17 protein-coding genes are annotated in these 24710 nt (G+C 62.0%); 11 read left to right on the top strand and 6 right to left on the bottom strand.

Translation table 11 applies throughout. From position 1 onward, the window contains the following. Positions 1-101 precede the first annotated feature (101 nt). From A462_RS16410 to A462_RS16450, 9 genes are all read left to right on the top strand, one after another. On the top strand, positions 102-749 hold the full coding sequence (locus A462_RS16410; protein WP_032899376.1) for a glutathione S-transferase family protein: 648 nt from the start codon (positions 102-104) through the stop codon (positions 747-749). Positions 750-774: 25 nt separating this feature from the next. Then, the gene (gene metC, locus A462_RS16415) at positions 775-3489 is read left to right on the top strand and encodes a cystathionine beta-lyase (protein ID WP_008435183.1); all 2715 of its coding nucleotides are present in this window, start codon (positions 775-777) and stop codon (positions 3487-3489) included. 108 nt (positions 3490-3597) lie between these two features. Continuing rightward, entirely contained in the window at positions 3598-4098 is a 501-nt protein-coding gene (gene tpx / locus A462_RS16420; RefSeq protein ID WP_003207496.1) for a thiol peroxidase, read from the top strand. Positions 4099-4328: 230 nt separating this feature from the next. Then, a complete protein-coding gene (locus tag A462_RS16425) occupies positions 4329-5639 on the top strand; it encodes an MdtA/MuxA family multidrug efflux RND transporter periplasmic adaptor subunit (RefSeq protein WP_003207498.1) in 1311 nt (436 codons plus the stop codon). Next, positions 5636-8737, top strand: coding sequence for an MdtB/MuxB family multidrug efflux RND transporter permease subunit (locus tag A462_RS16430; protein ID WP_008435181.1), 3102 nt, complete (start codon positions 5636-5638; stop codon positions 8735-8737). Before A462_RS16425 ends, A462_RS16430 begins: the two co-directional genes overlap by 4 nt. Next, the gene (locus A462_RS16435) at positions 8734-11841 is read left to right on the top strand and encodes an efflux RND transporter permease subunit (RefSeq protein WP_003207502.1); all 3108 of its coding nucleotides are present in this window, start codon (positions 8734-8736) and stop codon (positions 11839-11841) included. Before A462_RS16430 ends, A462_RS16435 begins: the two co-directional genes overlap by 4 nt. After that, positions 11838-13316, top strand: coding sequence for an efflux transporter outer membrane subunit (locus A462_RS16440; RefSeq protein WP_003207503.1), 1479 nt, complete (start codon positions 11838-11840; stop codon positions 13314-13316). The genes A462_RS16435 and A462_RS16440 overlap by 4 nt, the downstream gene beginning before the upstream one ends. Positions 13317-13590: 274 nt before the next feature. Beyond that, positions 13591-15684 carry a putative bifunctional diguanylate cyclase/phosphodiesterase gene (locus tag A462_RS16445; RefSeq protein WP_003207505.1) on the top strand — a complete coding sequence of 698 codons (2094 nt, stop codon included), beginning with the start codon at positions 13591-13593 and terminating at the stop codon, positions 15682-15684. 72 nt (positions 15685-15756) lie between these two features. Continuing rightward, positions 15757-16503, top strand: coding sequence for an SDR family oxidoreductase (locus A462_RS16450; protein ID WP_008435175.1), 747 nt, complete (start codon positions 15757-15759; stop codon positions 16501-16503). A gap of 49 nt (positions 16504-16552) precedes the next feature. On the opposite strand, the gene A462_RS16455 is transcribed toward A462_RS16450, so the two are convergent. The 4 genes from A462_RS16455 to A462_RS16470 form a co-directional block, all read right to left on the bottom strand. Next, the gene (locus A462_RS16455) at positions 16553-16924 is read right to left on the bottom strand and encodes a hypothetical protein (protein WP_008435173.1); all 372 of its coding nucleotides are present in this window, start codon (positions 16922-16924) and stop codon (positions 16553-16555) included. A gap of 188 nt (positions 16925-17112) precedes the next feature. Then, positions 17113-18522: a GntR family transcriptional regulator MpaR gene (gene mapR / locus A462_RS16460; protein WP_003207510.1), complete on the bottom strand. Its 1410-nt coding sequence runs from the start codon at positions 18520-18522 to the stop codon at positions 17113-17115. Positions 18523-18692: 170 nt separating this feature from the next. Further along, complete coding sequence (gene ccoG, locus A462_RS16465; RefSeq protein WP_032899366.1) at positions 18693-20108, bottom strand: cytochrome c oxidase accessory protein CcoG; 1416 nt, start codon at positions 20106-20108, stop codon at positions 18693-18695. A 184-nt stretch (positions 20109-20292) separates the two neighbouring features. Further along, positions 20293-20532, bottom strand: a complete 240-nt coding sequence (locus A462_RS16470) for a DUF3203 family protein (protein ID WP_003207514.1) — start codon at positions 20530-20532, stop codon at positions 20293-20295. A 120-nt stretch (positions 20533-20652) separates the two neighbouring features. Between A462_RS16470 and A462_RS16475 the strand changes: the two genes are divergently transcribed. Continuing rightward, positions 20653-21147 (top strand): MgtC/SapB family protein, encoded by a 495-nt coding sequence (locus tag A462_RS16475; protein WP_008435167.1) that lies wholly within the window; start codon positions 20653-20655, stop codon positions 21145-21147. Between the two features lie 86 nt (positions 21148-21233). On the opposite strand, the gene A462_RS16480 is transcribed toward A462_RS16475, so the two are convergent. Both A462_RS16480 and A462_RS34630 read right to left on the bottom strand, forming a co-directional pair. Beyond that, positions 21234-22070 (bottom strand): hypothetical protein, encoded by an 837-nt coding sequence (locus A462_RS16480; protein WP_008435164.1) that lies wholly within the window; start codon positions 22068-22070, stop codon positions 21234-21236. A gap of 195 nt (positions 22071-22265) precedes the next feature. Beyond that, on the bottom strand, positions 22266-22424 hold the full coding sequence (locus A462_RS34630; RefSeq protein WP_166742161.1) for a hypothetical protein: 159 nt from the start codon (positions 22422-22424) through the stop codon (positions 22266-22268). A 205-nt stretch (positions 22425-22629) separates the two neighbouring features. Here A462_RS34630 and A462_RS16485 point away from each other — a divergent pair, with 205 nt between their 5' ends. After that, positions 22630-24627 (top strand): alpha-1,4-glucan--maltose-1-phosphate maltosyltransferase, encoded by a 1998-nt coding sequence (locus A462_RS16485; protein WP_008435162.1) that lies wholly within the window; start codon positions 22630-22632, stop codon positions 24625-24627. Positions 24628-24710 lie beyond the last annotated feature (83 nt).

Below are 24710 nucleotides of genomic sequence, written 5' to 3'. Positions count from 1 at the left end.
TCGCGAATGGGGTGTGTCAGCCAATGAATGCGTTTCTGACCCACCGCATTCGCGAGCAAGCCCGCTCCCACAATTGGATCAGCGTTCATCCAGGGTTTTTTATGATTGATCTGTATTACTGGCCTACGGGCAACGGCCTGAAAGTCGGCATCCTGCTGGAAGAGCTGGAGGCGGAGTACCGCCTGATTCCGGTCAACATCCGCGAAGGCGCGCAGAAGCAGGAAAGCTTCCAGCGCATCAGTGCGAATGGGCGGATTCCGGCGATTGTCGACCACCGCCTTGAAGCACCCCTGAGCCTGTTCGAGTCCGGGGCGATCCTGAACTACCTGGCGGACAAGGCCGGGCGCTTCCTGCCGCCCGCCGGTACCGCCGAGCGCCAGAAGGTCCAGGAATGGCTGTTCTGGCAGGTAGGGCATATCACCCCGTACCTGAGCCAGTTGCAGCTGTTCAAGGAGAAGGCCCCGGAACCGATTCCCTTTGCCCTGGACCTGCTGAACGCCGAAGCCACGCGCCTGTATCGGGTGCTGGAGCAGCGCCTGGCGGAGGTGCCGTATGTGGCGGGCGAATACTCGGTGGCCGACATGGCGATCTTCCCGTGGATCCAGCCCCTGCGCCAAGGCCAGGACCTGGCGGACTACCCGAACATCCAGGCCTGGCGTCTGCGCATCAAGGCGCGCCCGGCAGTCCAGCGGGCCTATGCCAAGGGCCGTGAAGTGGCCGCCGGCGAGCGTTCGCTGGCCTTGCAGTAACCCATCTATTTTTTGCGGGACTTCCATGAGCCAGACCATCACACCCGGGCAATTGCAACAATGGCTGTTTGACGGCCAGGAAATCGCCCTGTTCGACGTACGCGAGCACGGCCAATACGGCGAGGCCCACCTGTTTCACGGGGTGAACCTGCCCTATAGCCGCCTGGAACTGGAGGTGCAGCGCCTGGCACCGAATCCCCGGGTGCGCCTGGTGATCTACGACCAGGACGGCGGCGATGTGGCTGCGCGCACGGCACTGCGTTTACAAGCGCTGGGCTACCGCCATGTGCATGTGCTGGAAGGTGGTGCGAACGCTTGGCAGGCGGCGGGTTTGCAGTTGTTCGCCGGGGTGCATGTGCCGTCGAAAGCCTTTGGCGAATTGGTGGAAGAGGCCAGCCACACGCCCCACGTCACCGCGCAGCAACTGGCGGACTGGCAGGCCACGGGCGAGCCGCTGGTGGTGCTGGACGGTCGGCCGTTCGATGAATACCGCAAGATGACCATTCCCGGTTCCATCTGCTGCCCCAATGGTGAGCTGGGCTACCGCGTGCACGACCTGGTGCCGGATGAAACCACGCCGATCGTGGTCAACTGCGCCGGGCGTACCCGCAGCATTATCGGTGCCCAGACGTTGATCAATCTGGGTGTGAAGAACCCGGTTTATGCATTGGAAAACGGTACCCAGGGTTGGTACCTGGCGGATTTCAAGCTGGAGCACGGCAGCACCCGGCGTTATGCCGACCAGGTCTCGACGGATCTGGCCCGACAGCGCGCGGCTGCCCGGCAATTGGCGGAGCGGGCAGGGGTAGTCAGTGTCAAGGCGGAGCAGGTTCGCCAATGGGCAACGGACCCGGCCCGTAGCCTGTTCCTGTGCGATGTGCGTACCGCTGAAGAATTTGCCGCCGGCAGTTTGCCGGGGGCGCAACACACGCCGGGCGGGCAATTGATCCAGTCCACCGACCTGTACATCGGCGTGCGTCAGGCACGGGTGGTGCTGCTGGACAGTGATGGTGTGCGTGCGCCGATTGTCGCCAGTTGGCTGCGGCAGTTGGGGCATGAGGCGTATGTGCTGGAGGGTGGCGTCCACAGTGGATTGGCGCTGGAGGCCAAGGAGGCCGTGCCCTTTGACGCGCTGCCGCTGATCTCGGTGCAGGCGCTGGCCGATGCGCTGAAGGACGACACCGTGGACCTGGTGGACCTGCGCCCGAGCATGATCCATCGCAAGGGCCGGATTGTCGGTTCGCGCTGGTCGATTCGTTCGCGGTTGACCGCTGGTGGGCGTCCACTGGTGCTGCTGGCTGATGATCCGGCACTGGCCGCTTTTGCTGCGTTGGGCTTGGGCGGCGATGTGCGTTTGCTCGACGGCGGCTATTCCGCGTGGGTTGCGGCCGGTTTGCCGGTGATCGAGGATGCGCAAACGCCTCCGGACAACCAGTGCATCGACTTCCTGTTCTTCACCCACGACCGCCACAGCGGCAACAAGGACGCTGCCCGCCAATATCTCGCCTGGGAAATTGGCCTGTTGGCACAGATGAGCGAAGCGGAAATCGCCAGTCTCAAGCCGTTGTTGCCCGCGTCACGGGTGCGTACCCGGCTGATTCACGCGGCGCGTACCGAAGGCGGCAATGGTGGTCGGGCGGTGAACGTACCGATCACCCGCCTGAGCACCGTGCTGTTCGACAACCTGGCCCAGATGCGTGACGCGCGCTCCCGACGCGACAGTGAGCGGGTCCTGAGTTACGGCGCACGCGGCAATCCCACCGCTTTTGCCCTTGAAGACCTGGTCACCGAACTTGAGGGTGGCTATCGCACACGGCTGTATGGCACCGGGCTCGCCGCCGCGGCGCAGACGTTCCTGGCCTACCTGCGGCCCGGCGACCATGTGTTGATCACCGACGCCGTCTATTCGCCGGTGCGCAAACTGGCCCGGGAGTTCCTCCAGCCATTCGGCATCGAAGTCAGCTATTTCGCCCCGGACGGCAGTGGCCTGGAAGCGCAACTGCAGGCCAACACCAAAATGGTCTACGCCGAAGTGCCGGGTTCGCTGCTGTATGAGCTGTGTGACCTGCCCGCGCTAGCCGCACTGTGCAAGCCGCGGGGCATTCTGTTGGCGGTGGACAACACCTGGGGCTCGGCGTACCTGTACCGCCCGCTGGCGCTGGGTGCCGACATCTCGATCATGGCCTTGACCAAGTACCTTGGCGGCCACAGTGACGTGATGATGGGCAGCGTCTGCACCACCGAAGCGGCATGGCCGGCCCTGGCGAAAATGAGCGATACCTTTGGCAATGCAGTGAGTGCCGACGATGCCTACCTGATCCTGCGTGGCGCACGCACCCTGGCTTCCCGGCTGGACGTGCACGAGCGCCAGGCGTTGAAGATTGCCCAGTGGTTGCAGGCGCAGCCGCAGGTCAGGCGGGTGTTTCATCCGGCACTGGCGGAGCATCCTGGCCACGCGCTGTGGAAGCGTGACTTCAGCGGGAGCAACGGTTTGCTGTCCTTCGAACTCGACCGCGCGGATGCCGGCTACGTCGAACGGTTTATCGACGGCCTGCAGCTGTTTGGCCTGGGCGCATCCTGGGGCGGCTTTGAAAGCCTGGTGACCCTGGCCGATACACAGGATCGCCAGAGCGCCGCCGACCGTGGATTGAACCCGGTGGTGCGCCTGCATGTGGGGCTGGAGGATGTGGAGGCGTTGATCGAGGATCTGCAGCGCGGGTTCGTGGCGGCGGGGCGTTGAGCCTCGCACCATGACAATTTGCGTCCGCCCATAGGTGCCAATCGAACTTTGTGTTTAACTTCGGCACCTGAAATTCGTTTCACTACCACCACTAGAAGGATTCCGTTCATGGCTCAAGTTACCCTCCGAGGCAACCCTGTCCAGGTCGAAGGCGATTTGCCGAAAGTCGGCGCCAAGGCGCCAGACTTCACCCTGACTGCCGGCGACCTGTCTGACGCGACCCTGGCGACTTTCGCCGGCAAGCGCAAAGTGCTGAACATTTTCCCAAGCGTTGATACCCCGACCTGCGCCACTTCGGTTCGCAAGTTCAACGCCCAGGTCAACGACGTGAACAACACCGTAGTGTTGTGCATTTCCACCGACCTGCCATTTGCCCAGGCGCGTTTCTGCGGTGCCGAAGGCCTGGAAAACGTGAAGAACCTGTCGGACTTCCGTGAGGCAGCCTTTGCTGTCGACTACGGTGTTGCGATTGCTGATGGCCCGCTCAAAGGCCTGACCGCCCGTGCCGTCGTGGTACTGGACGAGAACGACAACGTGCTGCACAGCGAACTGGTCAGCGAAATCGGCCAAGAGCCGAACTACGAGGCAGCCCTGGCTGTTTTGAAGTAACTGTTACTACGCATTACTGTCGTTTTGCAGTAACACGCGTGATGCAGTATTACGGCCTGGCCTAGTCCAGGCCGTTTTTATTTGTGCTTCAGATGCTTAGCCAGATAGCGAATGGACTAAGCACAGAAGTTAAAAGTTGTAATCCAAGGTAAATAGCCGGTAAAGGCGCTTTTCTTAACGCGCCCCAGTGCTTATCTTTCAGCCTCCCGAAGAAGAAGCTCTCGCACCCAATGGTTGATCACTCCATGCAATCCACCCCTCGTCACTCCCGCCGCTGGCTGTTCGGCCTGCTCGTGCTGCTGGTCATTGCCGGCCTGTGCTGGAAGTTCTGGCCTGGCACCAGCCACAAGGACAGCGCCGAGAAGAAGCCCGCCGGGCATGCCGGCAAGTCGGGGATGATGCGCCCGGGCTTTGGGGGTTCTACTGGCCCGGTGCCGGTGCGTGTGGCGCCGGCGGTGCTGGGCGAATTCCCGGTGTACTACAAGGCGCTGGGTACGGTGACGGCACTCAACACCATCAATGTGCGCAGCCGGGTTGGCGGAGAGCTGGTCAAGATCGCTTTTGAAGAGGGGCAGATGGTCAAGGCCGGTGACCTGCTGGCGGAAATCGACCCGCGCAGTTACCAGAATGCGTTGCTCCAGGCCCAGGGCACGTTGCTGCAGAACCAGGCCCAGCTGAAAAACGCCCAGGTCGACGTGCAGCGTTATCGCGACCTGTATGCCCAGGACAGTATCGCCAAGCAGACCCTGGACACCGCCGAAGCGCTGGTGTTGCAGTACCAGGGCACGGTCAAGACCAACCAGGGCGCGGTGGATGACGCCAAGCTCAACCTCGAATTCACCAAGATCCGCGCACCGATTACCGGGCGTGTCGGCCTGCGCCAGGTGGACGTGGGCAACCTCGTCGCCGCCAACGACACCACCTTCCTGGCGGTGATCACCCAGACCCAACCCATCAGCGTGGTCTTCACGTTGCCGGAAAACACCCTGGAAACCGTGCTGGCGCGTTATCACGCCGGCAACAAGCTGCCGGTGGAAGCCTGGGACCGTGGCGATGTCGCGGTGAAAGCCACGGGGGTGCTGCAGAGCCTCGATAACCAGATCGACGTCACCACCGGCACCCTGAAATTCAAGGCGCGGTTCGATAACAAGGACCAGGCGCTGTTCCCCAACCAGTTCGTGAACGTGCACTTGCTGGCCGACACCCTGCACAACGTGGTGCTGGCGCCGTCGGCGGCGATTCAGTTCGGCAATACCGGCACCTTCGTCTACGTGCTCGATGGCGACAAGAAGGTCAAGGTGCGTCCGCTGGTAATCGGTGATTCCGACGGCGACAACACCGTGGTCAAGCAAGGCCTGGCCGCCGGCGACCGTGTGGTGCTGGAAGGCACCGACCGCCTGAAGGACGGCAGTGACATTGAAGTGGTCAACGACAGCACTGAAGTGCCGACCACGCCGACCGAACACCTCCAGGGTCAACCGGCAGCCAAGACGCAACAAGGCCCGGCTGATGCCGCCAAGGCGCAAAAGGGCGGCGCATGAACCTCTCGCGGCTGTTCATCCTTCGCCCGGTAGCCACTACCCTGAGCATGCTGGCCATTGTCCTGGCCGGCGTGATCGCTTATCGCCTGCTGCCGGTCTCGGCCTTGCCCCAGGTGGATTACCCGACCATCCGGGTGATGACCCTGTACCCCGGCGCCAGTCCGGACGTAATGACCAGCGCGGTCACGGCGCCCCTTGAGCGTCAGTTCGGGCAGATGCCCGGCCTGACCCAGATGGCGTCCACCAGCTCCGGCGGCGCCTCGGTGCTGACCCTGCGTTTCAACCTCGACATCAACATGGATGTCGCCGAGCAACAGGTGCAGGCCGCGATCAACGCCGCCACCAACCTGCTGCCCAAGGACCTGCCGGCGCCGCCGGTGTACAACAAGGTCAACCCGGCGGATACCCCGGTGCTGACCCTGGCCATCACCTCCAAGACCATGTTGCTGCCCAAGCTCAATGACCTGGTCGACACGCGCATGGCGCAGAAGATCGCGCAGATCAGCGGCGTCGGCATGGTCAGCATCGCCGGCGGCCAGCGCCAGGCGGTGCGGATCAAGGTCAACCCCGAGGCCCTGGCGGCCAACGGCCTGAACCTGTCGGACGTGCGCACCCTGATCGCCGCCTCCAACGTCAACCAGCCCAAGGGTAACTTTGACGGCCCCACGCGGGTGTCGATGCTCGACGCCAACGACCAGTTGGTCTCGCCCAAGGAATACGCCGAACTGATCCTCGCCTACAACAACGGCGCGCCGTTGCGGCTCAAGGATGTGGCGCAGATCGTCGACGGCGCCGAGAACGAACGCCTCGCGGCCTGGGCCAACGAAAACCAGGCGGTCCTGCTGAACATCCAGCGCCAGCCCGGGGCCAACGTCATCGAGGTGGTGGACCGCATCAAGGCGCTGTTGCCAAGCATCACCGACAACCTGCCGGCGGGCCTGGACGTGACGGTGCTTACCGACCGTACCCAGACCATCCGGGCCTCGGTCAAGGATGTACAGCACGAATTGCTGATCGCCATTGCCCTGGTGGTGATGGTGACGTTCCTGTTCCTGCGCCGCTTCAGCGCGACCATTATTCCGTCCATCGCCGTGCCGCTGTCCCTGGTGGGCACCTTCGGCGTGATGTACCTCGCCGGTTTCTCCATCAACAACCTGACGCTGATGGCGCTGACCATCGCCACCGGTTTTGTGGTGGACGACGCCATCGTGATGCTGGAGAACATTTCCCGCTACATCGAGGAAGGCGATACACCGCTCAATGCGGCGCTCAAGGGCGCCAAGCAGATCGGCTTCACCCTGATTTCCCTGACCCTGTCGCTGATCGCGGTATTGATCCCGCTGCTGTTCATGGCGGACGTGGTGGGGCGGCTGTTCCGTGAATTCGCGATCACCCTGGCGGTGGCGATCCTGATTTCCCTGGTGGTGTCCCTGACCCTGACGCCGATGATGTGCGCGCGGTTGCTCAAGCGTGAGCCGAAAGAGGACGAGCAGGGCCGTTTCTACAAGGCCAGCGGCGCCTGGATCGACTGGCTGATCGAGGCCTACGGGCGCAAGTTGCAGTGGGTGCTCAAGCATCAGCCGCTGACCCTGCTGGTGGCCATCGCCACCCTGGGCCTGACCGTGGCGTTGTACATGGTGGTGCCCAAGGGCTTCTTCCCGGTGCAGGACACCGGCGTGATCCAGGGCATTTCCGAAGCGCCACAGTCGATTTCCTTTGCGGCGATGAGCCAGCGCCAGCAGGAACTGGCGAAGATCATCCTCGAAGACCCGGCGGTGGAGAGCCTGTCGTCCTATATCGGGGTAGACGGTGATAACGCCACCCTCAACAGTGGTCGCCTGCTGATCAACCTCAAGCCCCACGGCGAACGGGACCTGAGCGCGGCGCAGATCATCACGCGCCTGCAGCCGCAGTTGGACAAGCTGGTGGGGATTCGCCTGTTCATGCAGCCGGTGCAGGACCTGACCATCGAAGACCGCGTCAGCCGTACCCAGTACCAGTTCAGCATGTCCTCGCCGGACGCCGAGCTGCTGGCCTTGTGGAGTGAAAAGCTGGTACACGCCCTCAGCCAGTTGCCGGAACTCTCCGACGTCGCCAGCGACCTGCAGGACAAGGGCCTGCAGGTGTACCTGGTGATCGACCGTGACGCCGCATCGCGCCTTGGTGTGTCGGTGTCGACCATCACCGACGCGCTGTACGACGCGTTCGGCCAGCGGCAGATATCCACCATCTACACCCAGGCCAGCCAGTACCGCGTGGTATTGCAGGCCCAGTCCGGTGAAACCCTCGGCCCGGACGCCCTGAACCAGATCCATGTGAAAACCACCGACGGTGGCCAGGTGCGGCTGTCGAGCCTGGCCCATGTGGAACAGCGCCAGGCCCAGTTGGCAATCGCGCATATCGGTCAGTTCCCGGCGGTGATGATGTCGTTCAACCTGGCCCCCGGCGTGGCGCTGGGCAAGGGCGTCGACCTGATCAACCAGACCCAGAAAGACATCGGCATGCCGGTGGGCGTGCAGACCCAGTTCCAGGGCGCGGCCCAGGCATTCGAGGCTTCGCTGTCGAGTACCTTGCTGCTGATCCTGGCGGCGGTGGTGACCATGTACATCGTGCTCGGGGTGCTCTACGAGAGCTACATCCACCCGATCACCATCCTCTCGACCCTGCCGTCGGCAGCGGTGGGCGCCTTGCTGGCCTTGCTGCTCAGTGGCAACGACCTGGGGATGATCGCGATCATCGGCATCATCCTGCTGATCGGCATCGTGAAGAAGAACGCGATCATGATGATCGACTTTGCCCTCGACGCTGAGCGCAACCAGGGCCTGGACCCGCAAACCGCGATCTACCAGGCGGCGCTGTTGCGCTTCCGGCCGATCCTGATGACCACCCTGGCGGCGCTGTTCGGTGCCGTGCCGTTGATGCTCGCCACCGGCTCCGGCGCCGAGTTGCGCCAGCCGCTGGGCCTGGTGATGGTGGGCGGGTTGCTGGTGAGCCAGGTGTTGACCCTGTTTACCACCCCGGTGATCTACCTGTATTTCGACCGCCTCGGCCGTCGCTGGCGCAAAGAGCCGGTGCGCCTGGAGCCGGTTGAGTCATGAACCTGTCCGGACCTTTCATTCGCCGGCCGGTAGCCACCATGCTGCTGAGCCTGGCGATCATGCTGCTGGGCGGCGTCAGCTTCAACCTGTTGCCGGTGTCGCCATTGCCGCAGATCGATTTCCCGGTGATCGTGGTGTCGGCCAGCTTGCCGGGGGCCAGCCCCGAGGTGATGGCGTCTACGGTGGCCACGCCGCTGGAGCGCTCCTTCGGCGCGATTGCCGGCATTACCACCATGAGCAGTTCGTCGAGCCAGGGTTCGACCCGGGTGATCCTGGCGTTCGACTCCAATCGCGACATCAACGGCGCGGCGCGGGAAGTGCAAGCGGCGATCAACGCCTCGCGTAACCTGCTGCCCAGTGGCATGCGCAGCATGCCCACCTACAAGAAGATCAACCCGTCCCAGGCGCCCATCATGGTGCTGTCCCTGACTTCGGACGTGTTGCCCAAGGGCCAGCTGTACGACCTGGCCTCGACCATCCTGTCCCAGAGCCTGTCCCAGGTGCCGGGCGTGGGTGAAGTGCAGATCGGCGGCAGCTCCTTGCCCGCCGTGCGTATCGAACTGGAACCCAAGGCCCTCGACCAGTACGGAGTGGCCCTGGACGATGTGCGTAATACCATCGCCAATGCCAACGTGCGCCGGCCCAAGGGTTCGCTGGAGGACAGCCAGCGCAACTGGCAGATCCAGGCCAACGACCAGTTGGAAAAGGCCAAGGACTATGAACCGCTGCTGATCCGCTACCAGAATGGCGCGGCCTTGCGCCTGGGGGATGTGGCGAAGATCAGCGACGGCGTCGAGGACCGCTACAACAGCGGCTTCTTCAACAATGACTCGGCGGTGCTGCTGGTGATCAACCGCCAGTCCGGCGCCAACATCATCGAGACGGTGAAGCAGATCAAGGCACAACTGCCGGCCTTGCAGGCGGTGTTGCCGTCCAGCGTCAAGCTGAACCTGGCCATGGACCGTTCGCCGGTGATCACCGCCACCTTGCACGAAGCCGAGATGACCCTGCTGATTGCCGTGGCCCTGGTGATCCTGGTGGTGTACCTGTTCCTCGGCAACTTCCGCGCCTCGCTGATTCCCACCCTGGCGGTGCCGGTGTCGCTGGTGGGCACGTTTGCAGTGATGTACCTGTTCGGCTTTTCCCTGAACAACCTGTCGCTGATGGCGCTGATCCTCGCCACCGGCCTGGTGGTGGACGATGCCATCGTGGTGCTGGAGAACATTTCCCGGCACATCGACGAGGGTGTGCCGCCGATGAAGGCGGCGTACCTGGGGGCCCAGGAAGTCGGCTTCACCTTGCTGTCGATGAACGTCTCGCTGGTGGCGGTGTTCCTCTCGATCCTGTTCATGGGCGGTATCGTTACCAGCCTGTTCCGCGAGTTTTCCATCACCCTCGCAGCGGCGATCATCGTCTCGCTGGTGGTGTCGCTGACCCTTACCCCGATGCTCTGCGCCCGCTGGCTCAAGCCCCATGTCAAAGGCCAGGAAACAGGCTTGCAGCGCTGGAGCCAGAAGATCAACGACCGCATGGTGGCAGGCTACGCCCGCAGCCTGGACTGGGTGCTGCGCCACAAGCGCCTGACGCTGCTCAGCCTGTTGGTGACCATCGGAGTCAACGTCGCGCTGTATGTGGTGGTGCCGAAAACCTTCATGCCCCAGCAGGACACCGGGCAACTGATCGGCTTTGTGCGTGGCGACGACGGGCTGTCATTCAGTGTGATGCAGCCGAAGATGGAAATCTTCCGCAAGGCCGTCCTGCAGGACCCCGCGGTGTTGAGCGTGGCAGGCTTTATTGGCGGCAACAGCGGCACCAACAACGCGGTGATGCTGGTGCGGCTCAAGCCCATCAGCGAACGCAAGATTTCTGCCCAGGCGGTGATCGAGCGCATGCGCAAGAATGTGCCACTGGTGCCCGGCGGGCGCCTGATGCTGATGGCTGATCAGGACCTGCAATTCGGCGGCGGCCGCGACCAGACCACCTCGCAGTATTCCTACATCCTGCAAAGCGGTGACCTGGCGGCCTTGCGCCTGTGGTACCCGAAAGTGGTTGCCGCGTTGCGTGAGCTGCCGGAGCTGACCGCCATCGATGCCCGTGAAGGGCGCGGCGCGGCCCAGGTGACGTTGATTGTCGACCGCGACCAGGCCAAGCGCCTGGGCATTGACATGGACATGGTCACTGCCGTGCTCAACAACGCCTACAGTCAGCGGCAGATTTCCACCATCTACGACAGCCTCAACCAGTACCAGGTGGTGATGGAGGTCAATCCGAAGTACGCCCAGGACCCGATCACCCTCAATCAGATGCAGGTGATCACGTCCACCGGTGCGCGCGTGCCGCTGTCGGCCATCGCTCACTATGAGAACAGCCTGGCGGACGACCGGGTCAGCCATGAAGGCCAGTTCGCCTCGGAAAACATTGCCTTTGATATGTCGCCCGGCGTTACGGTGGAGCAGGGCACGGCCGCCATTGAGCGGGCGATTGCCAAGGTCGGCCTGCCGGAAGAGGTGATCGCGAAGATGGCCGGTACGGCCGACGCCTTCGCCGCTACCCAGAAAGGCCAGCCGTTCATGATCCTCGGTGCACTGGTAGCGGTGTACCTGGTATTGGGGATTCTGTATGAGAGCTATATCCACCCGCTGACCATTCTGTCGACCTTGCCGTCGGCGGGGGTGGGCGCCTTGCTTTCGATTTACCTGCTGGGGGGCGAGTTCAGCCTGATCTCGCTGCTGGGGCTGTTCCTGCTGATCGGGGTGGTGAAGAAAAACGCGATCCTGATGATCGACCTTGCGCTGCAACTGGAACGCAAGGACGGCATGAGCCCGCTGGAATCGATCCGCGCCGCTTGCCTGGTGCGGCTGCGCCCGATCCTGATGACCACGCTGGCGGCGATTCTTGGCGCCGTGCCGCTGCTGCTCAGCACGGCCGAAGGCGCGGAAATGCGCCAGCCTCTGGGCCTGACGATTATCGGCGGGCTGGTGTTCAGCCAGATCCTGACCCTCTACACCACGCCTGTGGTTTACCTTTATCTCGACCGCCTGCGCCACCGTTTCAACGGTTGGCGCGGAGTGCGTACCGATGCTGCCCTGGACACTGCGCTATGACCGATTCAACGTTTCCCACCGTGCAACGTCTGGCGATGACTCGCGGCTCAAAGCTGCTGAGCCTGGCCCTGTGCGGCGTCATGCTCAGCGCCTGCGCCGTCGGCCCGGACTACAAACGCCCCGAATTGACCGAGCCGGCCCAGTACAAAGAGGCCCAGGGCTGGCGCCAGGCCGCGCCCAGCGACTCGCTGGCCCGGGGCGCCTGGTGGGAGCTGTACGGCGACAAACAACTGAATGAGCTGGTAGAAAAACTCAACAGCTCCAACCAGACCGTGGCCCAGGCCGAGGCGCGTTATCGCCAGGCCGCCTCGCAGGTGCGCAGTGCCCGTGGGGCGTTCTTCCCCACGGTTGACCTGAGTGCCTCGAAAAGCCGGGCCAGCCAGGGTACCGGCAGCAGTAACGCCAGCCTCAGCAGCTCCAGCAGCGGTATTCGCGACACCCTCAACACCCAGTTGGGCGTGAGCTGGGAAGCCGATATCTGGGGCAAACTGCGCCGGGGCCTGGAAGCCAATGAAGCCAGCGCCGAAGCCAGCGCGGCGGATCTTGCGGCGATGCGCCTGAGCCAGCAATCGGAACTGGTGCAGGATTACCTGCAACTGCGGGTCATGGACGAACAGACCCGTTTGCTGCAGGCCACGGTGGACACCTACCAGCGCTCCCTGCAGATGACCCAGAACCAATACCGCGCCGGTGTCTCGGGCAAGGACGCCATCGCCCAGGCCCAGACCCAGCTGAAAAGCACCCAGGCCAGCATGATCGACCTGATCTGGCAGCGGGCGCAGCTGGAAAACGCAATTGCCGTGCTGATCGGTGTGCCGCCGGCCAACTTCAACCTGGCGGTGAGCAAGGACATTCCGGCGCTGCCGCAGATTCCGGTGAGCCTGCCGTCGCAACTGCTGGAGCGCCGCCCGGATATCGCTCAGGCGGAGCGCTCGGTGATCGCGGCCAACGCCAACATCGGCGTGGCCAAGACCGCTTACTACCCGGACCTGACCCTGAGCCTGGCCGGCGGCTACTCCAGCAGCACCTACGCCGACTGGATCAGCCTGCCGAACCGCTTCTGGTCGGTGGGGCCGAAACTCGCCATGACCCTGTTCGACGGGGGCCAGCGTTCGGCCGAAGTTGACCGCGCCGAGGCGTCCTACGATGAAACCGTGGCCAAGTACCGCCAGACCGTACTCGACGGTTTCCGCGAGGTGGAAAACTACATGGTCCAGCTCAAGGTCCTGGAAGACGAGGCTGTCGTGAGTAACGAGGCCCTCGAAGCGGCCCGGGAATCCCTGCGCCTGACCCAGAACCAGTACAAGGCCGGGTTGATCGCCTATCTCGATGTGGTCACCGTGCAAGCCACCGCCCTGAGCAACGAGCGTACGGTGCTGACCCTGCTGCAAACCCGGCTGGTTGCCAGTGTGCAACTGATCGCTGCACTGGGCGGTGGCTGGGATGGCCAAATGCAGCTGAGCGACAAGAAGTAAACACCGCTCTGGCTGGTGTACGGGCTTGTGTGGGAGCGGGCTTGCTCGCGAAAACGGTGGGGCAGTCAACTGTGTATGAACTGACCCGCCGCTTTCGCGAGCAAGCCCGCTCCCACAAGGGTTCTGCGGTGTTTTTGAGCCAGCGGATTGGCGTCAAATTTTGAATGATGGCTATACGACAATATTTCAGGTGTACAAGATTTATTCTCGCTACAATCCCTGACTTTTCAGCCCGGCACGGATGCTGTTCGGCCCATAGGTCACGAGAAGTCCCATGCTCACCGGTAGTTATTCCCCCGCCCTGGTCCTGATTTCCCTGTTCGTCGCGATCCTCGCATCCTATACGGCGTTGGACCTGACCGGCCGCATCGCCACTGCCAGGGGCCGCGCGGTGTACCTGTGGATGGGCGGCGGCGCGCTGGCGATGGGCGTGGGGATCTGGTCGATGCACTTTATCGGCATGCTCGCCTTCCGCCTGCCCATCAGCCTCGGCTATGACGTCGGCATCACGGCGCTGTCGTTGTTGATCGCGATCCTGTCCAGCGGTTTTGCCTTGTGGCTGGTGAGCCAGCCGCGTTTGCCGGCGTGGCAACTGGCATTTGGCGCATTGATCATGGGCGCCGGCATCAGCGCCATGCACTACACTGGCATGGCCGCCATGCGCATGACCCCCGGCATCGACTACGACCCCACGCTGTTCACCGCCTCGTTGCTGATTGCCGTGGGTGCGTCGGCGGCGGCGTTGTGGATTGCCTTCAACCTGCGGCGCAACACGCCGTATGTGCGGTTGGCCCGAGGCGGGGCGGCGATGGTGATGGGCGTGGCGATTGTCGGCATGCACTACACCGGCATGGCCGCCGCGCGTTTCGCCGATGGCAGCTTCTGCGGCGCGGCCCTGGACGGCTTGAGTGGCAAGGGCCTGGATAACCTGGTGCTGGTTACCACCCTGGCAGTGTTGATCATCGCGCTGCTGACCTCCCTGGCCGATGCCCGCCTGGAAGCCCGCACCGCGGTGTTGGCCGACTCCCTGACCCAGGCCAACCAGGAACTCACCCACCTGGCCCTGCACGACATGCTCACCGGCTTGCCCAATCGCACCCTGCTCGCCGACCGGATCCAGCAGGCGATACAGCGGGTGAACGAAGAGGGCGGCTGCTTCGCGCTGATGTTTATCGACCTGGACGGCTTCAAGCCGGTGAATGACGCTTTTGGTCACCACATGGGCGACCAGCTGTTGCAGCAAGTCGGCCTGCGCCTGCGCGAAGACTTGCGCAGCCAGGACACCCTGGCCCGCATCGGCGGTGACGAGTTTGTATTGCTGGTGCAATTGGGCCAGCCCGACGATGCGTTGCGCTTGGCCGAGCGCCAGGTGGGCATGATCAACCAGGCCTTCCACGTCGCCGAGCATGAGCTGAAAATCTCCGCCAGCATCGGCATCGCACTGTTCCCCGGCAACGGCGCCACGCCCCAGGAACTGCTGATGAACGCCGACGCGGCGATGTATCACGCCAAGGGCATGGGCAAGAACGGCTACAGCTTTTTCGACGTGTCGATGAACACCAATGCGCGCAAGCAACTGCAACTGCTGCAGGACTTGCGCAATGCCGTGGAGCACGAGCAGTTCCGGCTTTATTACCAGCCCAAGTTCGACGCCATCAGCGGCCGCCCGGTCGGTGCCGAGGCGCTGCTGCGCTGGGAGCACCCGCAACAAGGCCTGTTGTTGCCGGACAAGTTTATCGAGCTGGCGGAAAAGACCGGGCTGATCATCCCCATCGGCGAATGGGTACTCAACGAAGCCTGCCGCCAGATGCAGGTGTGGTATGCACAGGGCTATCACGACTGGCGCATTGCCGTGAACCTGTCGGCGTTGCAGTTCTGCCACGCCGGGCTGGTCAAGAGTGTCGCCGCTGCCCTGGAACGCCACCGCTTGCCAGCCAACAGCCTGACCCTGGAAATCACCGAAACCACCGCCATGAGCGATGCCGACGCGAGCATGACGGTGTTGCAGAAGCTTTCGGACATGGGCGTCGACCTGTCCATCGACGACTTCGGTACCGGCTATTCGAGCCTGATGTACCTCAAGCGTCTGCCGGCCAATGAGCTGAAGATCGACCGGGGCTTCGTGCGTGACCTGGAGCACGACAGCGACGACGCCGCTATCGTCTCGGCCATCGTCGCCCTCGGTCAGGCCCTGGGCCTGCGCATTGTGGCCGAGGGTGTAGAGACCGACTCACAGCAGAGCTTCCTCACCCGGCTGGGCTGCGATTCGCTTCAGGGGTATCTGCTGGGGCATCCGTTGCCGGCCGAGGGTTTCATGGCCGACATCCAGCGCGCCGAGCAGGTGGTGAGTGTGCATTCGGTGATGTGAGCCCATGCAAAACCTGCAGGGCGCAGGTAGTATTGGATCCATCAGCTCACGTTGAACCAGGAGACCTTACACATGGACAAAGTCGTCGTCATCACCGGTGGCAGTCGTGGGATCGGCGCCGCCACGGCGCTGCTGGCCGCCGCCCAGGGCTATCGCATCTGTATCAATTACCAGGCCGATGAAGACGCCGCCCACCGCGTACTTGAGCAAGTGCGTGCCCTCGGCGCCCAGGCGATTGCCGTGCGGGCTGATGTCAGCATTGAAGACGAAGTGATTGGCCTGTTCCACCGGGTCGATACCGAACTGGGCCGGGTGACGGCACTGGTCAACAACGCAGGTACCGTCGGGCACAAGTCGCGGGTCGATGAGATGTCCGAGTTCCGCATCCTGAAGACCCTCAGGACCAATGTGTTGGGGCCGATCCTGTGTGCCAAGCATGCGCTGCTGCGCATGTCGCCCAAGCATGGCGGGCAGGGCGGCAGCATCGTCAACGTTTCATCGGCCGCCGCGCGGTTGGGCTCGCCGGGGGAGTATGTGGATTACGCCGCGTCCAAGGGTGCGCTGGATACCTTCACTCTCGGGCTCTCCAAGGAAGTGGCGGGCGAGGGGATCCGGGTCAATGGCGTGCGTCCCGGGTTTATTTTCACCGACTTCCACGCCCTGAGCGGCGACCCGGATCGGGTCAGCAAGCTTGAACCGGGCATCCCCATGGCCCGTGGCGGGCGTGCAGAGGAAGTCGCGGAAGGGATTATCTGGCTGCTCTCGGACAAGGCGTCCTATGCGACGGGAACCTTTCTTGACCTGGCGGGCGGTCGTTAGTTTTGTACCGCCTGTGGCGAGGGGCACGCCGCTCGCCACAGCCCAGGTATCAGGCGCCGCGCAGCGCTTCATAGCCCCTGAGGGAAAACGCCTTGAGCAGGCTGGCCTCCGAGTCTGGATGAATGGCGTAGCCGTGATTCGAAAAACCGTCCAGGACACCGTTGCGGCTATGGCTGGCGCTTAATTTGAGATCGTCCACGTTGTCGATAAATCGCAGTACCTTATCCAGGTTGTAGGTGGCGTCGGCGCGAGAGTCCGGGTCTTGGTTGGCCGCGCTCCAGTCACCCACCTGGCGCTTCAGGTCATCGCTCACTTCGTAGTGGTCGCGGTTATCCAGGAAGTTCTTCAGCACAGGGCTTTGTTCGGTAATCTGGTCACTCGATCGATGATCTCCCGCGGGGCGCCCGGTAGCGCCTGTCATTTCGCGCACCTGTTGCTGCTCTGCGGCACGCATATAGTGGGGAGGAACGGGAAGGGGGCGCAGGCCGGCAGCTGAAGAAATAGTCATAAGGCATCTCTGATGTGAACCAAGTGAATGCGCTCTTTCTATCGTAAGAAATAGCGCACTCCTGTGTGGTTCTTAGCCCGGCTACGGTTCCCATCCGTAGGTTAAAACGACCGCACAATCTTCCCCAGCGTCTCCATCGCCTTCTCACACGACTCATCCCACGGGCTGCCGTAGTTCAAGCGAATGCAGTTCCTGAAGCGCTGTGTCGGCGAGAAGATCGGCCCCGGTGCAATGCTGATGCCCTGGGCCAGCGCCATCTGGAACAACTTCAACGAGTCGGTCTGCTCCGGCAATTCCAGCCACAGGAAGTACCCGCCGGCAGGCTGGCTGACCCGTGTCTGCGCCGGGAAATAGCGCGCGATGGCGGCGAGCATGGCGCTTTGCTGTTCTTCCAGCGCGTAACGCAATTTACGCAGGTGCCGGTCGTACCCGCCGTGTTGCAGGTAATCGGCAATCGCCGCCTGGGCGGGCATCGAGGCACACAGCGACGTCATCAATTTCAGCCGCTCGATCTTCTGCGCATAACGTCCCGCGGCGACCCAGCCGATGCGGTAGCCCGGAGCCAGGCTCTTGGCGAACGAGCCGCAATGCATCACCAGGCCTTCGGTGTCGAACGCCTTCGCCGGTTTGGGCGCCTGTTGACCGTAGTACAACTCGGCGTACACGTCGTCTTCGATCAGCGGCACCTGGTGGCTGCGCAGTAACTCCACCAGTTCCTGTTTCCGGGCCTCGGGCATGGTTGCGCCCATCGGGTTCTGGAAACTGGTCATGCACCAGCAGGCCTTGATCGGGTAGCGCTCCAGGCTTTGCGCCAGCACCTTGAGGTCGATGCCATCGCGTGGGTGTACGGGGATTTCCACCGCCTTGAGTTTCAGGCGCTCGAGGATTTGCAGGCTGGCGTAGAACGCCGGTGCTTCGATGGCCACCAGGTCGCCCGGCTCGGTCACGGCTTGCAGGCACAGGTTCAGTGCTTCAAGGGCGCCGTTGGTGATCAACAGTTCTTCCATGGGCAACATCAGCCCGCCCACCATGTAGCGCAAGGCAATTTGCCGGCGCAGTTGCGGGTTGCCCGGCGACATGTCGGTGACCACCATGCGCGGGTCCATTTCCCGGCTGGCGCTGGCCAGGGAACGGGCCAGGCGTTGCAGCGGGAACAGCGTCGGGCTGGGGAAGGCCGAGCCGAAGGGCACGGTTTGCGGGTCCTTGATGGAATCGAGCACCGAGAACACCAATTCGCTGACGTCCACCTCGGTGGACTCGTGCACATGGGCACTCACCACCGGCTCGGAAAACGGGCTGGGCGCATGGGTGTTGACGAAGTACCCGGAGCGCGGCCGGGCGCGGATCAGCCCGCGTCGCTCCAGCAGGTAGTACGCCTGGAACACCGTGGACGGGCTGACACCGTAGGTCTGGCTGGCATAACGCACCGAAGGCACGCGCTGGCCGGGCCCGAGCACGCCGGAGCGGATCAGTTCTGCGATGTCGTCGGCGAATTTTTCGTAGCGTTTCATTGGGGCTCAGTGCTTTGAACAGATTTTGCTGATTGAACACAGATCAAACGGTGGGAGCGGGCTTGCTCGCGAAAGCAATCTTTCAGTTGATGTATCCATTGACTGGCACACCGCTTTCGCGAGCAAGCCCGCTCCCACATTTTGATCTCCAGTGTTGCTGAAAGCTGGGCTCAGCGATTCAATGGCGGCACAAACCGGCTGTCCGCCGCGCTGTAAATCCACGGCTCATCCACGTCCGAGACCTTGAAGCGGATCGTCTGCGAACTGCTGGCGGGCTTCTCTGCGGTCATCGCCACCGACACCGGCACATCGGTAATCTCACCTGGTGCCAGGCTGATCTCGGTCTTGCCCTGCAGCTGGAAGCCGTCGCCGTCCATCAGCTCCATGCGGTAATCCTGGCGCTGCTGGGTCTTGTTGATGACCTTGAGGCTGTAGATGTTCTCGATCAAGCCGTCACTGTTCTCGCGGAACATCCCCCGGTCCTTGGTCACGTCCAGCGACACCATCGGGCGTTCCACCAGCGCCACCACCAGCGCGCCGATCATCACCAGCAGCACGGCACTGTAGCCGATCAGGCGTGGCCTGAGCAGATGGGTCTTGCCACCCTGCAACTGATGCTCCGAGGTGTAGCTGACCAGGCCACGGGCATAGCCCATTTTATCCATGATCGAATCACAGGCATCGATACACGCGGCGCAGCCGATGCATTCCATTTGCAGGCCGTCACGGATGTCGATGCCGGTGGGGCATACCTGCACGCACAGCTGGCAGTCGATGCAATCACCCAGGCCGACGTCCGCCGGTTGCACGTCTCGTTTGCGCGGGCCACGGTTCTCGCCGCGGGCTACGTCGTAGGAAATGGTCAGGGTGTCCTTGTCGAACATCACACTCTGGAACCGTGCATACGGGCACATGTGCATGCACACCGCTTCACGTAGCCAGCCGGCGTTGATGTAGGTGGCGCCGGTAAAGAACAGCACCCAGAACAGGCTTACGCCACCCATCTGCCAGGTCAGCAGCTCCTCGGCCAGCGGCCGGATCGGCGTGAAGTAGCCGACAAATGTCAGCCCGGTCAGCACGCTGATCCCCAGCCACAGCGTGTGCTTGGCCGAGCGCCGCGCCAGCTTGTCCAGGCTCCAGGGCGCAGCTTGCAGCTTGATGCGTTGGTTTCGCTCGCCTTCAGTGACCTTTTCGCACCACATGAACAACCAGGTAAACGAGCTTTGCGGGCAGGTATAGCCACACCACACACGCCCTGCGAATACGGTGATCGCGAACAGGCCGAACGCGCAGATGATCAACAGCGCCGACAGCAGGATGAAATCCTGGGGCCAGAACGTGGCACCGAAGATGTGGAATTTGCTTTCAGCCAGGTCCCATAACACCGCCTGCCGTCCGCCCCAGTTCAGCCACACGGTGCCGAAAAATGCCAGGAACAGAAAGCCTGCGCCTGCCACGCGCAAGGTACGGAACAGGCCGGTAAAACTGCGGGTGTGAATCAGGTTGTCGCTGGATTTGGCCTTCATCTTCTTTGGATGTGCAGGCTCAAACACTTCTACGGTTCGGACGGGGATTCTATCGCTCATGGTCTTTCGCTCATCAGCCTCCATCAGGCAGATGAACTATGACCGGCGCTCTGTTTGCATAACAGACTCAGGTATGGCGATAAAAAGCGGATCAGATGGGCCGCCCGTGCATGCCTGCGACAATGTGCTGCACCCGGTGGTGCGCGGGGTGCAGCGCTTTTGAGGCGGGGCTGATCCAGGTCAATCAAATCACCGAATCACCGTCGGTAGCTTTCAAGTGCTTACGGCCGTCTTTGGCACCCGCTACGGTCAATGCGTCGGCTTCGGCTTCGGTGATATAGGTGCGGTCACCGTTCAGCTTCACGAACGACATGGATTTCTCGCTGTCGGTTTCGACCGTGACATGGGTGGCTTCCAGTTGTTTCTCGTGGCCGTCCACATCGACGGTGAAGAAACATTGCTGACCTTCGATACGTACGGGCATATCGATCTCCTTTTTGTGGACTATTACTGATTAGGGTGGGATGCGCAGGCAATGGTTCTGCGCAACTGACTGACGGTCGATGCTGTCCATGTTCTATCGACCCCCAACAAGGAAACGTCCATGGACGCCTGGTGGCATGAAGTCTGGGTAACCCTGCAAGCGGAATTTGCCGATATCGGCGATGCCCGGCAACTCACGCAAATCACCATTCGGCTGCTGATTGCGGCGATATTGGGCGGGATCCTGGGTTACGAGCGCGAACAGAAAGGCAAGGCCGCCGGGGTACGCACCCACATGCTCGTGGCCCTGGGCGCCGCGCTGTTCGTGTTGGTGCCGAGCATGTCCGGCTCCCAGGCAGACGCCATGAGCCGGGTGCTGCAGGGCGTGATCGCGGGCATCGGCTTTCTTGGCGCCGGCACTATCCTAAAGGGCAAGGAAGACGAGGAGGGTCAGCACGTCAAAGGCCTGACCACCGCCGCCGGCTTGTGGATGACCGCCGCCATTGGGGTGGCGGCGGGAATGGGGCGGGAATCCACGGCGGTACTCAGCACGTTGTTGGCCTTGGCGGTGTTCAGTGTGATGCCAAGAATCGTCAGGCTATTGGAAAAGAATTAGTCGCCGTATGTTTCATCAGGTCGCGCGTGAATGGGCTGACAGCGTGATATCGAGGCGTGTGCAACTTCACGCTCCTGCTGTATTGATCACTGTACCGGAATGGTGATTTGATCTTCTTTGTGATACGCGAATATGCGTTGGTCTTGAGCGAGCAAGTCAACACGAACCACCGGAAGCAGGCGCTGCGTATAGCCGTAATACTCGCGCTGAAGTTTCTTGGCCGCATCTCTTCCTGGCAAGTTGGCAGCGTTATAGAAGAAAGCCTGGAAGGGGACTTTATCAATCTCGGACACTGTCCAGGCTGAGGTGACGACTTCATTCCAATCTTCAATATAGTTTGCCGGCATCAGTTTTCTGACAGTGATGCTTAGAGAAAACTGCTGCACCGATCCACGAAACGCACACATAAAAAAATAAGCCGGTTTGACTTTGTTGAAGTGGGCCAGCCAGGTGGGGCCATCCACCACGCCTTGCTCATCGCAGTGCCGGCTCCATTCACGCTGGTAGCCTGGCAGCTCCCTGGAAGTTTCGCCGCATCCATCCGGGCGGTCACCTGTCGCACCATTGGTGGGAAAAGAGCAGCGCACGCTGATTGGGCCCGCTGCGGTGGAGGGCAATGCCGACATTATTACGCCAGCGTCCCGTGCAAACAGCTTCCTGATACCCAGGTCGGCTCGCAGGTAAGAGAATGCGGCGGCATTGCGCTCAAGCTCGCCGGGCGATGCTATGAGGCTGTCAGTGACGCGAATAAGCACCCCATTGCAGTGATACAGGGCCACGCCTTCGGCACACTGAGCAGCGGTGTCCTGGTAGCGGTTGTTTAATTTGCTTGCGATTTCCGTATCGAGCGGGCCGGAGGGTTCGGTGGTGCAGGCGGTCAAGGTGCAAAGGAAAAGCAGCAGGTAGGCGGCTGTTCTTTTCATGAGGTATCTCCGAGAGGTTTTATTGTTCTGTTCTTCGCGCGTCGCACACTTTGATCATGGGCGGCGTTCGTCTCGGTTGATACTGTCGGTTTTGACAGTTCTTTATAATTTTTTGTGAATGAAGTTGCAGCTTATAGATTCAAGTAAACGCGGAAGCCTGAAGCTTCCGCTTTTTACTTCCTGTGATCGGTCTCTTCAGACAATCACCGGCGGCATCGTCGTCGGTGGTTCCTCCACCGGTGGTGGCTGTGTGCCTGGCGGTTCCTGCTCGGGAACCGGGTCGGGTTCGGTCGGCGGTAATGTGGGCTTATCTATATTGGGATCAGGCGTTTCAGCCGGAATAGGGATATTCATCGGTATGGCCTCCTTTGTGCTTTGCTCTATCGGTGGACAATCGCGTGGTGGATTTGATTCCCCGCCCGATGGCGGGATATCCGCCTGAACTTTTCACTCGTCGGCATGCTCGGAACCTAGACGGCCCTGCTCAGGGAGAGTGGCGTCGTTTCAGAATTTGAATCAAGCACAAGAGCGTCCACTGGGCGTTAAGGGGAGATGCTCGATGACTGCTGAAACACTGACTCAAGACGATTCAACCTCCACATTACCGCTGTCCCAGGCACTGTTGCTGCCAAGGATCGCGATTGAAAGCACGACCCCGGTGATCGGTGGCGGCGAGTTCGCCGTCAAGGCTGTGGTTGGCCAGCGCGTGCAGGTTGCCAGCAAGGTGTTCGCTGATGGCCACGACAAGCTTGCGGTGATGATCCGCTGGCGCCCGCGCAGTGAAGAAAGCTGGCACAGCGTGGTGATGACCGATGTCGGCAACAACGGCTGGGAAGGCGCATTCACCGTGACCGCCCAGGGCCCGCATGAGTATTGCATCGAAGCCTGGATCGACACGTTTGCCAGCTTTCGCTACGAACTGAGCAAGAAACACGAGGCCGGGGTGCCGGTCAGCCTGGAGTTGCAGGAAGGCCGCAGCCAGGTCCTGCAAGCCGCCGAGCGCAGTGACAATGAGTTGCGTGACCGGCTGATGTTGCTGCACCACGAACTCTCCGGTTTGCTGGAAACCGAGCAGGTTGCGTTGTTCCTGCACGAAGACAGTGCACACCTGATGACCCAGGCCGATCACCGCGCCTATTTGAGCATCAGCCCGGTGTATCCGATTGATGTAGAGCGCGAGGCTGCGCAATTTGCCAGCTGGTACGAGTTGTTTCCCCGCTCGATCACCGACGATCCCGCCCGCCATGGCACATTCAACGATGTGCACTCACGGCTGTCGATGATCCACGACATGGGCTTTGACGTGCTGTACTTCCCGCCGATCCATCCGATCGGTCGCAGCCACCGCAAGGGCAAGAACAATTCCCTGACCGCCGGGCCGGACGACCCGGGCAGCCCGTATGCCATCGGCAGCGAAGAGGGCGGCCACGAGGCGATCCATTCGCAGTTGGGCACCCGTGAGGATTTCCGCAACCTGGTCAAGGCCGCCGCCGACCATGGCCTGGAAATCGCCCTGGATTTTGCCATCCAGTGCTCCCAGGACCACCCGTGGCTCAAACAGCATCCGGGCTGGTTCAACTGGCGGCCCGACGGCACGATCAAATACGCCGAGAACCCGCCGAAGAAATACCAGGACATCGTCAACGTCGACTTCTATGCGGCCGACGCGATTCCCAGCCTGTGGGTCGAGTTGCGCGACATCGTGGTCGGTTGGGTGGAAGAGGGCGTGAAGACCTTTCGCGTCGACAACCCCCACACCAAGCCGCTGCCGTTCTGGCAATGGCTGATCAGCGATGTGCGTTCTAAATACCCCGAAGTGATCTTCCTCGCCGAAGCCTTCACCACCCCGGCGATGATGGCGCGCCTGGGCAAGGTTGGTTACTCCCAGAGCTACACCTACTTCACCTGGCGCAACACCAAGGCCGAGTTGAGCGAGTACCTGAGCGAACTGAACGAGTCGCCGTGGCGCGAGTGCTTCCGGCCGAACTTCTTCGTCAACACCCCGGACATCAACCCCGGCTTCCTGCATGAATCCGGCCGCGCCGGCTTCTTGATCCGCGCCGCGTTGGCCACCATGGGCTCAGGCCTGTGGGGCATGTACTCGGGTTTTGAACTGTGCGAAGCGGCCCCGGTGCCGGGCAAGGAAGAGTACCTGGACTCGGAGAAGTACGAGATCCGCCCGCGAGACTTCACGGCGCCGGGCAACATCATTGCCGAGATCGCCCAGCTCAACCGCATCCGCCGGCAGAACCCGGCCTTGCAGACGCACCTGGGGCTCAAACTCTACAACGCGTGGAACGACAACATCCTGTACTTCGGCAAACGCAGCGAGGATGGCAGCAACTTTATCCTGGTGGCCGTGAGTCTCGACCCGTTCAACGCCCAGGAGGCCAATTTCGAGTTGCCGCTGTGGGAGCTGGGCTTGCCGGACGATGCCCAGACCCAGGGCGAAGACCTGATGACCGGCCACCGCTGGACCTGGTACGGCAAGACCCAGTGGATGCGCATCGAACCGTGGCATCAGCCGTTTGGCATCTGGCGCATTACCGTTTCCTGAATCGACACCGATCTCCAAACCACTGGAGATCAAAGGTGGGAGCGGGCTTGCTCGCGAAAGCGGAGTGTCAGTCTCCGAATCGG

The organism is Pseudomonas sp. Ag1, assembly GCF_000278565.1.
Lineage (GTDB): Bacteria > Pseudomonadota > Gammaproteobacteria > Pseudomonadales > Pseudomonadaceae > Aquipseudomonas.
This window is presented reverse-complemented; position numbering and strand designations above follow the sequence as displayed.

Excerpts from the sequence above, each read along its gene's own strand:
- A462_RS34630 (WP_166742161.1), bottom strand. The coding sequence starts at position 22,424 with ATGAATATCCCTATTCCGGCTGAAACGCCTGATCCCAATATAGATAAG.
- A462_RS16430 (WP_008435181.1), top strand. The coding sequence starts at position 5,636 with ATGAACCTCTCGCGGCTGTTCATCCTTCGCCCGGTAGCCACTACCCTG.
- mapR (WP_003207510.1), bottom strand. The coding sequence starts at position 18,522 with ATGAAACGCTACGAAAAATTCGCCGACGACATCGCAGAACTGATCCGC.
- metC (WP_008435183.1), top strand. The coding sequence starts at position 775 with ATGAGCCAGACCATCACACCCGGGCAATTGCAACAATGGCTGTTTGAC.
- A462_RS16435 (WP_003207502.1), top strand. The coding sequence starts at position 8,734 with ATGAACCTGTCCGGACCTTTCATTCGCCGGCCGGTAGCCACCATGCTG.
- A462_RS16440 (WP_003207503.1), top strand. The coding sequence starts at position 11,838 with ATGACCGATTCAACGTTTCCCACCGTGCAACGTCTGGCGATGACTCGC.
- A462_RS16480 (WP_008435164.1), bottom strand. The coding sequence starts at position 22,070 with ATGAAAAGAACAGCCGCCTACCTGCTGCTTTTCCTTTGCACCTTGACC.
- A462_RS16455 (WP_008435173.1), bottom strand. The coding sequence starts at position 16,924 with ATGACAGGCGCTACCGGGCGCCCCGCGGGAGATCATCGATCGAGTGAC.
- A462_RS16450 (WP_008435175.1), top strand. The coding sequence starts at position 15,757 with ATGGACAAAGTCGTCGTCATCACCGGTGGCAGTCGTGGGATCGGCGCC.
- A462_RS16445 (WP_003207505.1), top strand. The coding sequence starts at position 13,591 with ATGCTCACCGGTAGTTATTCCCCCGCCCTGGTCCTGATTTCCCTGTTC.
- A462_RS16485 (WP_008435162.1), top strand. The coding sequence starts at position 22,630 with ATGACTGCTGAAACACTGACTCAAGACGATTCAACCTCCACATTACCG.
- ccoG (WP_032899366.1), bottom strand. The coding sequence starts at position 20,108 with ATGAGCGATAGAATCCCCGTCCGAACCGTAGAAGTGTTTGAGCCTGCA.
- A462_RS16470 (WP_003207514.1), bottom strand. The coding sequence starts at position 20,532 with ATGCCCGTACGTATCGAAGGTCAGCAATGTTTCTTCACCGTCGATGTG.
- A462_RS16410 (WP_032899376.1), top strand. The coding sequence starts at position 102 with ATGATTGATCTGTATTACTGGCCTACGGGCAACGGCCTGAAAGTCGGC.
- A462_RS16425 (WP_003207498.1), top strand. The coding sequence starts at position 4,329 with ATGGTTGATCACTCCATGCAATCCACCCCTCGTCACTCCCGCCGCTGG.
- tpx (WP_003207496.1), top strand. The coding sequence starts at position 3,598 with ATGGCTCAAGTTACCCTCCGAGGCAACCCTGTCCAGGTCGAAGGCGAT.
- A462_RS16475 (WP_008435167.1), top strand. The coding sequence starts at position 20,653 with ATGGACGCCTGGTGGCATGAAGTCTGGGTAACCCTGCAAGCGGAATTT.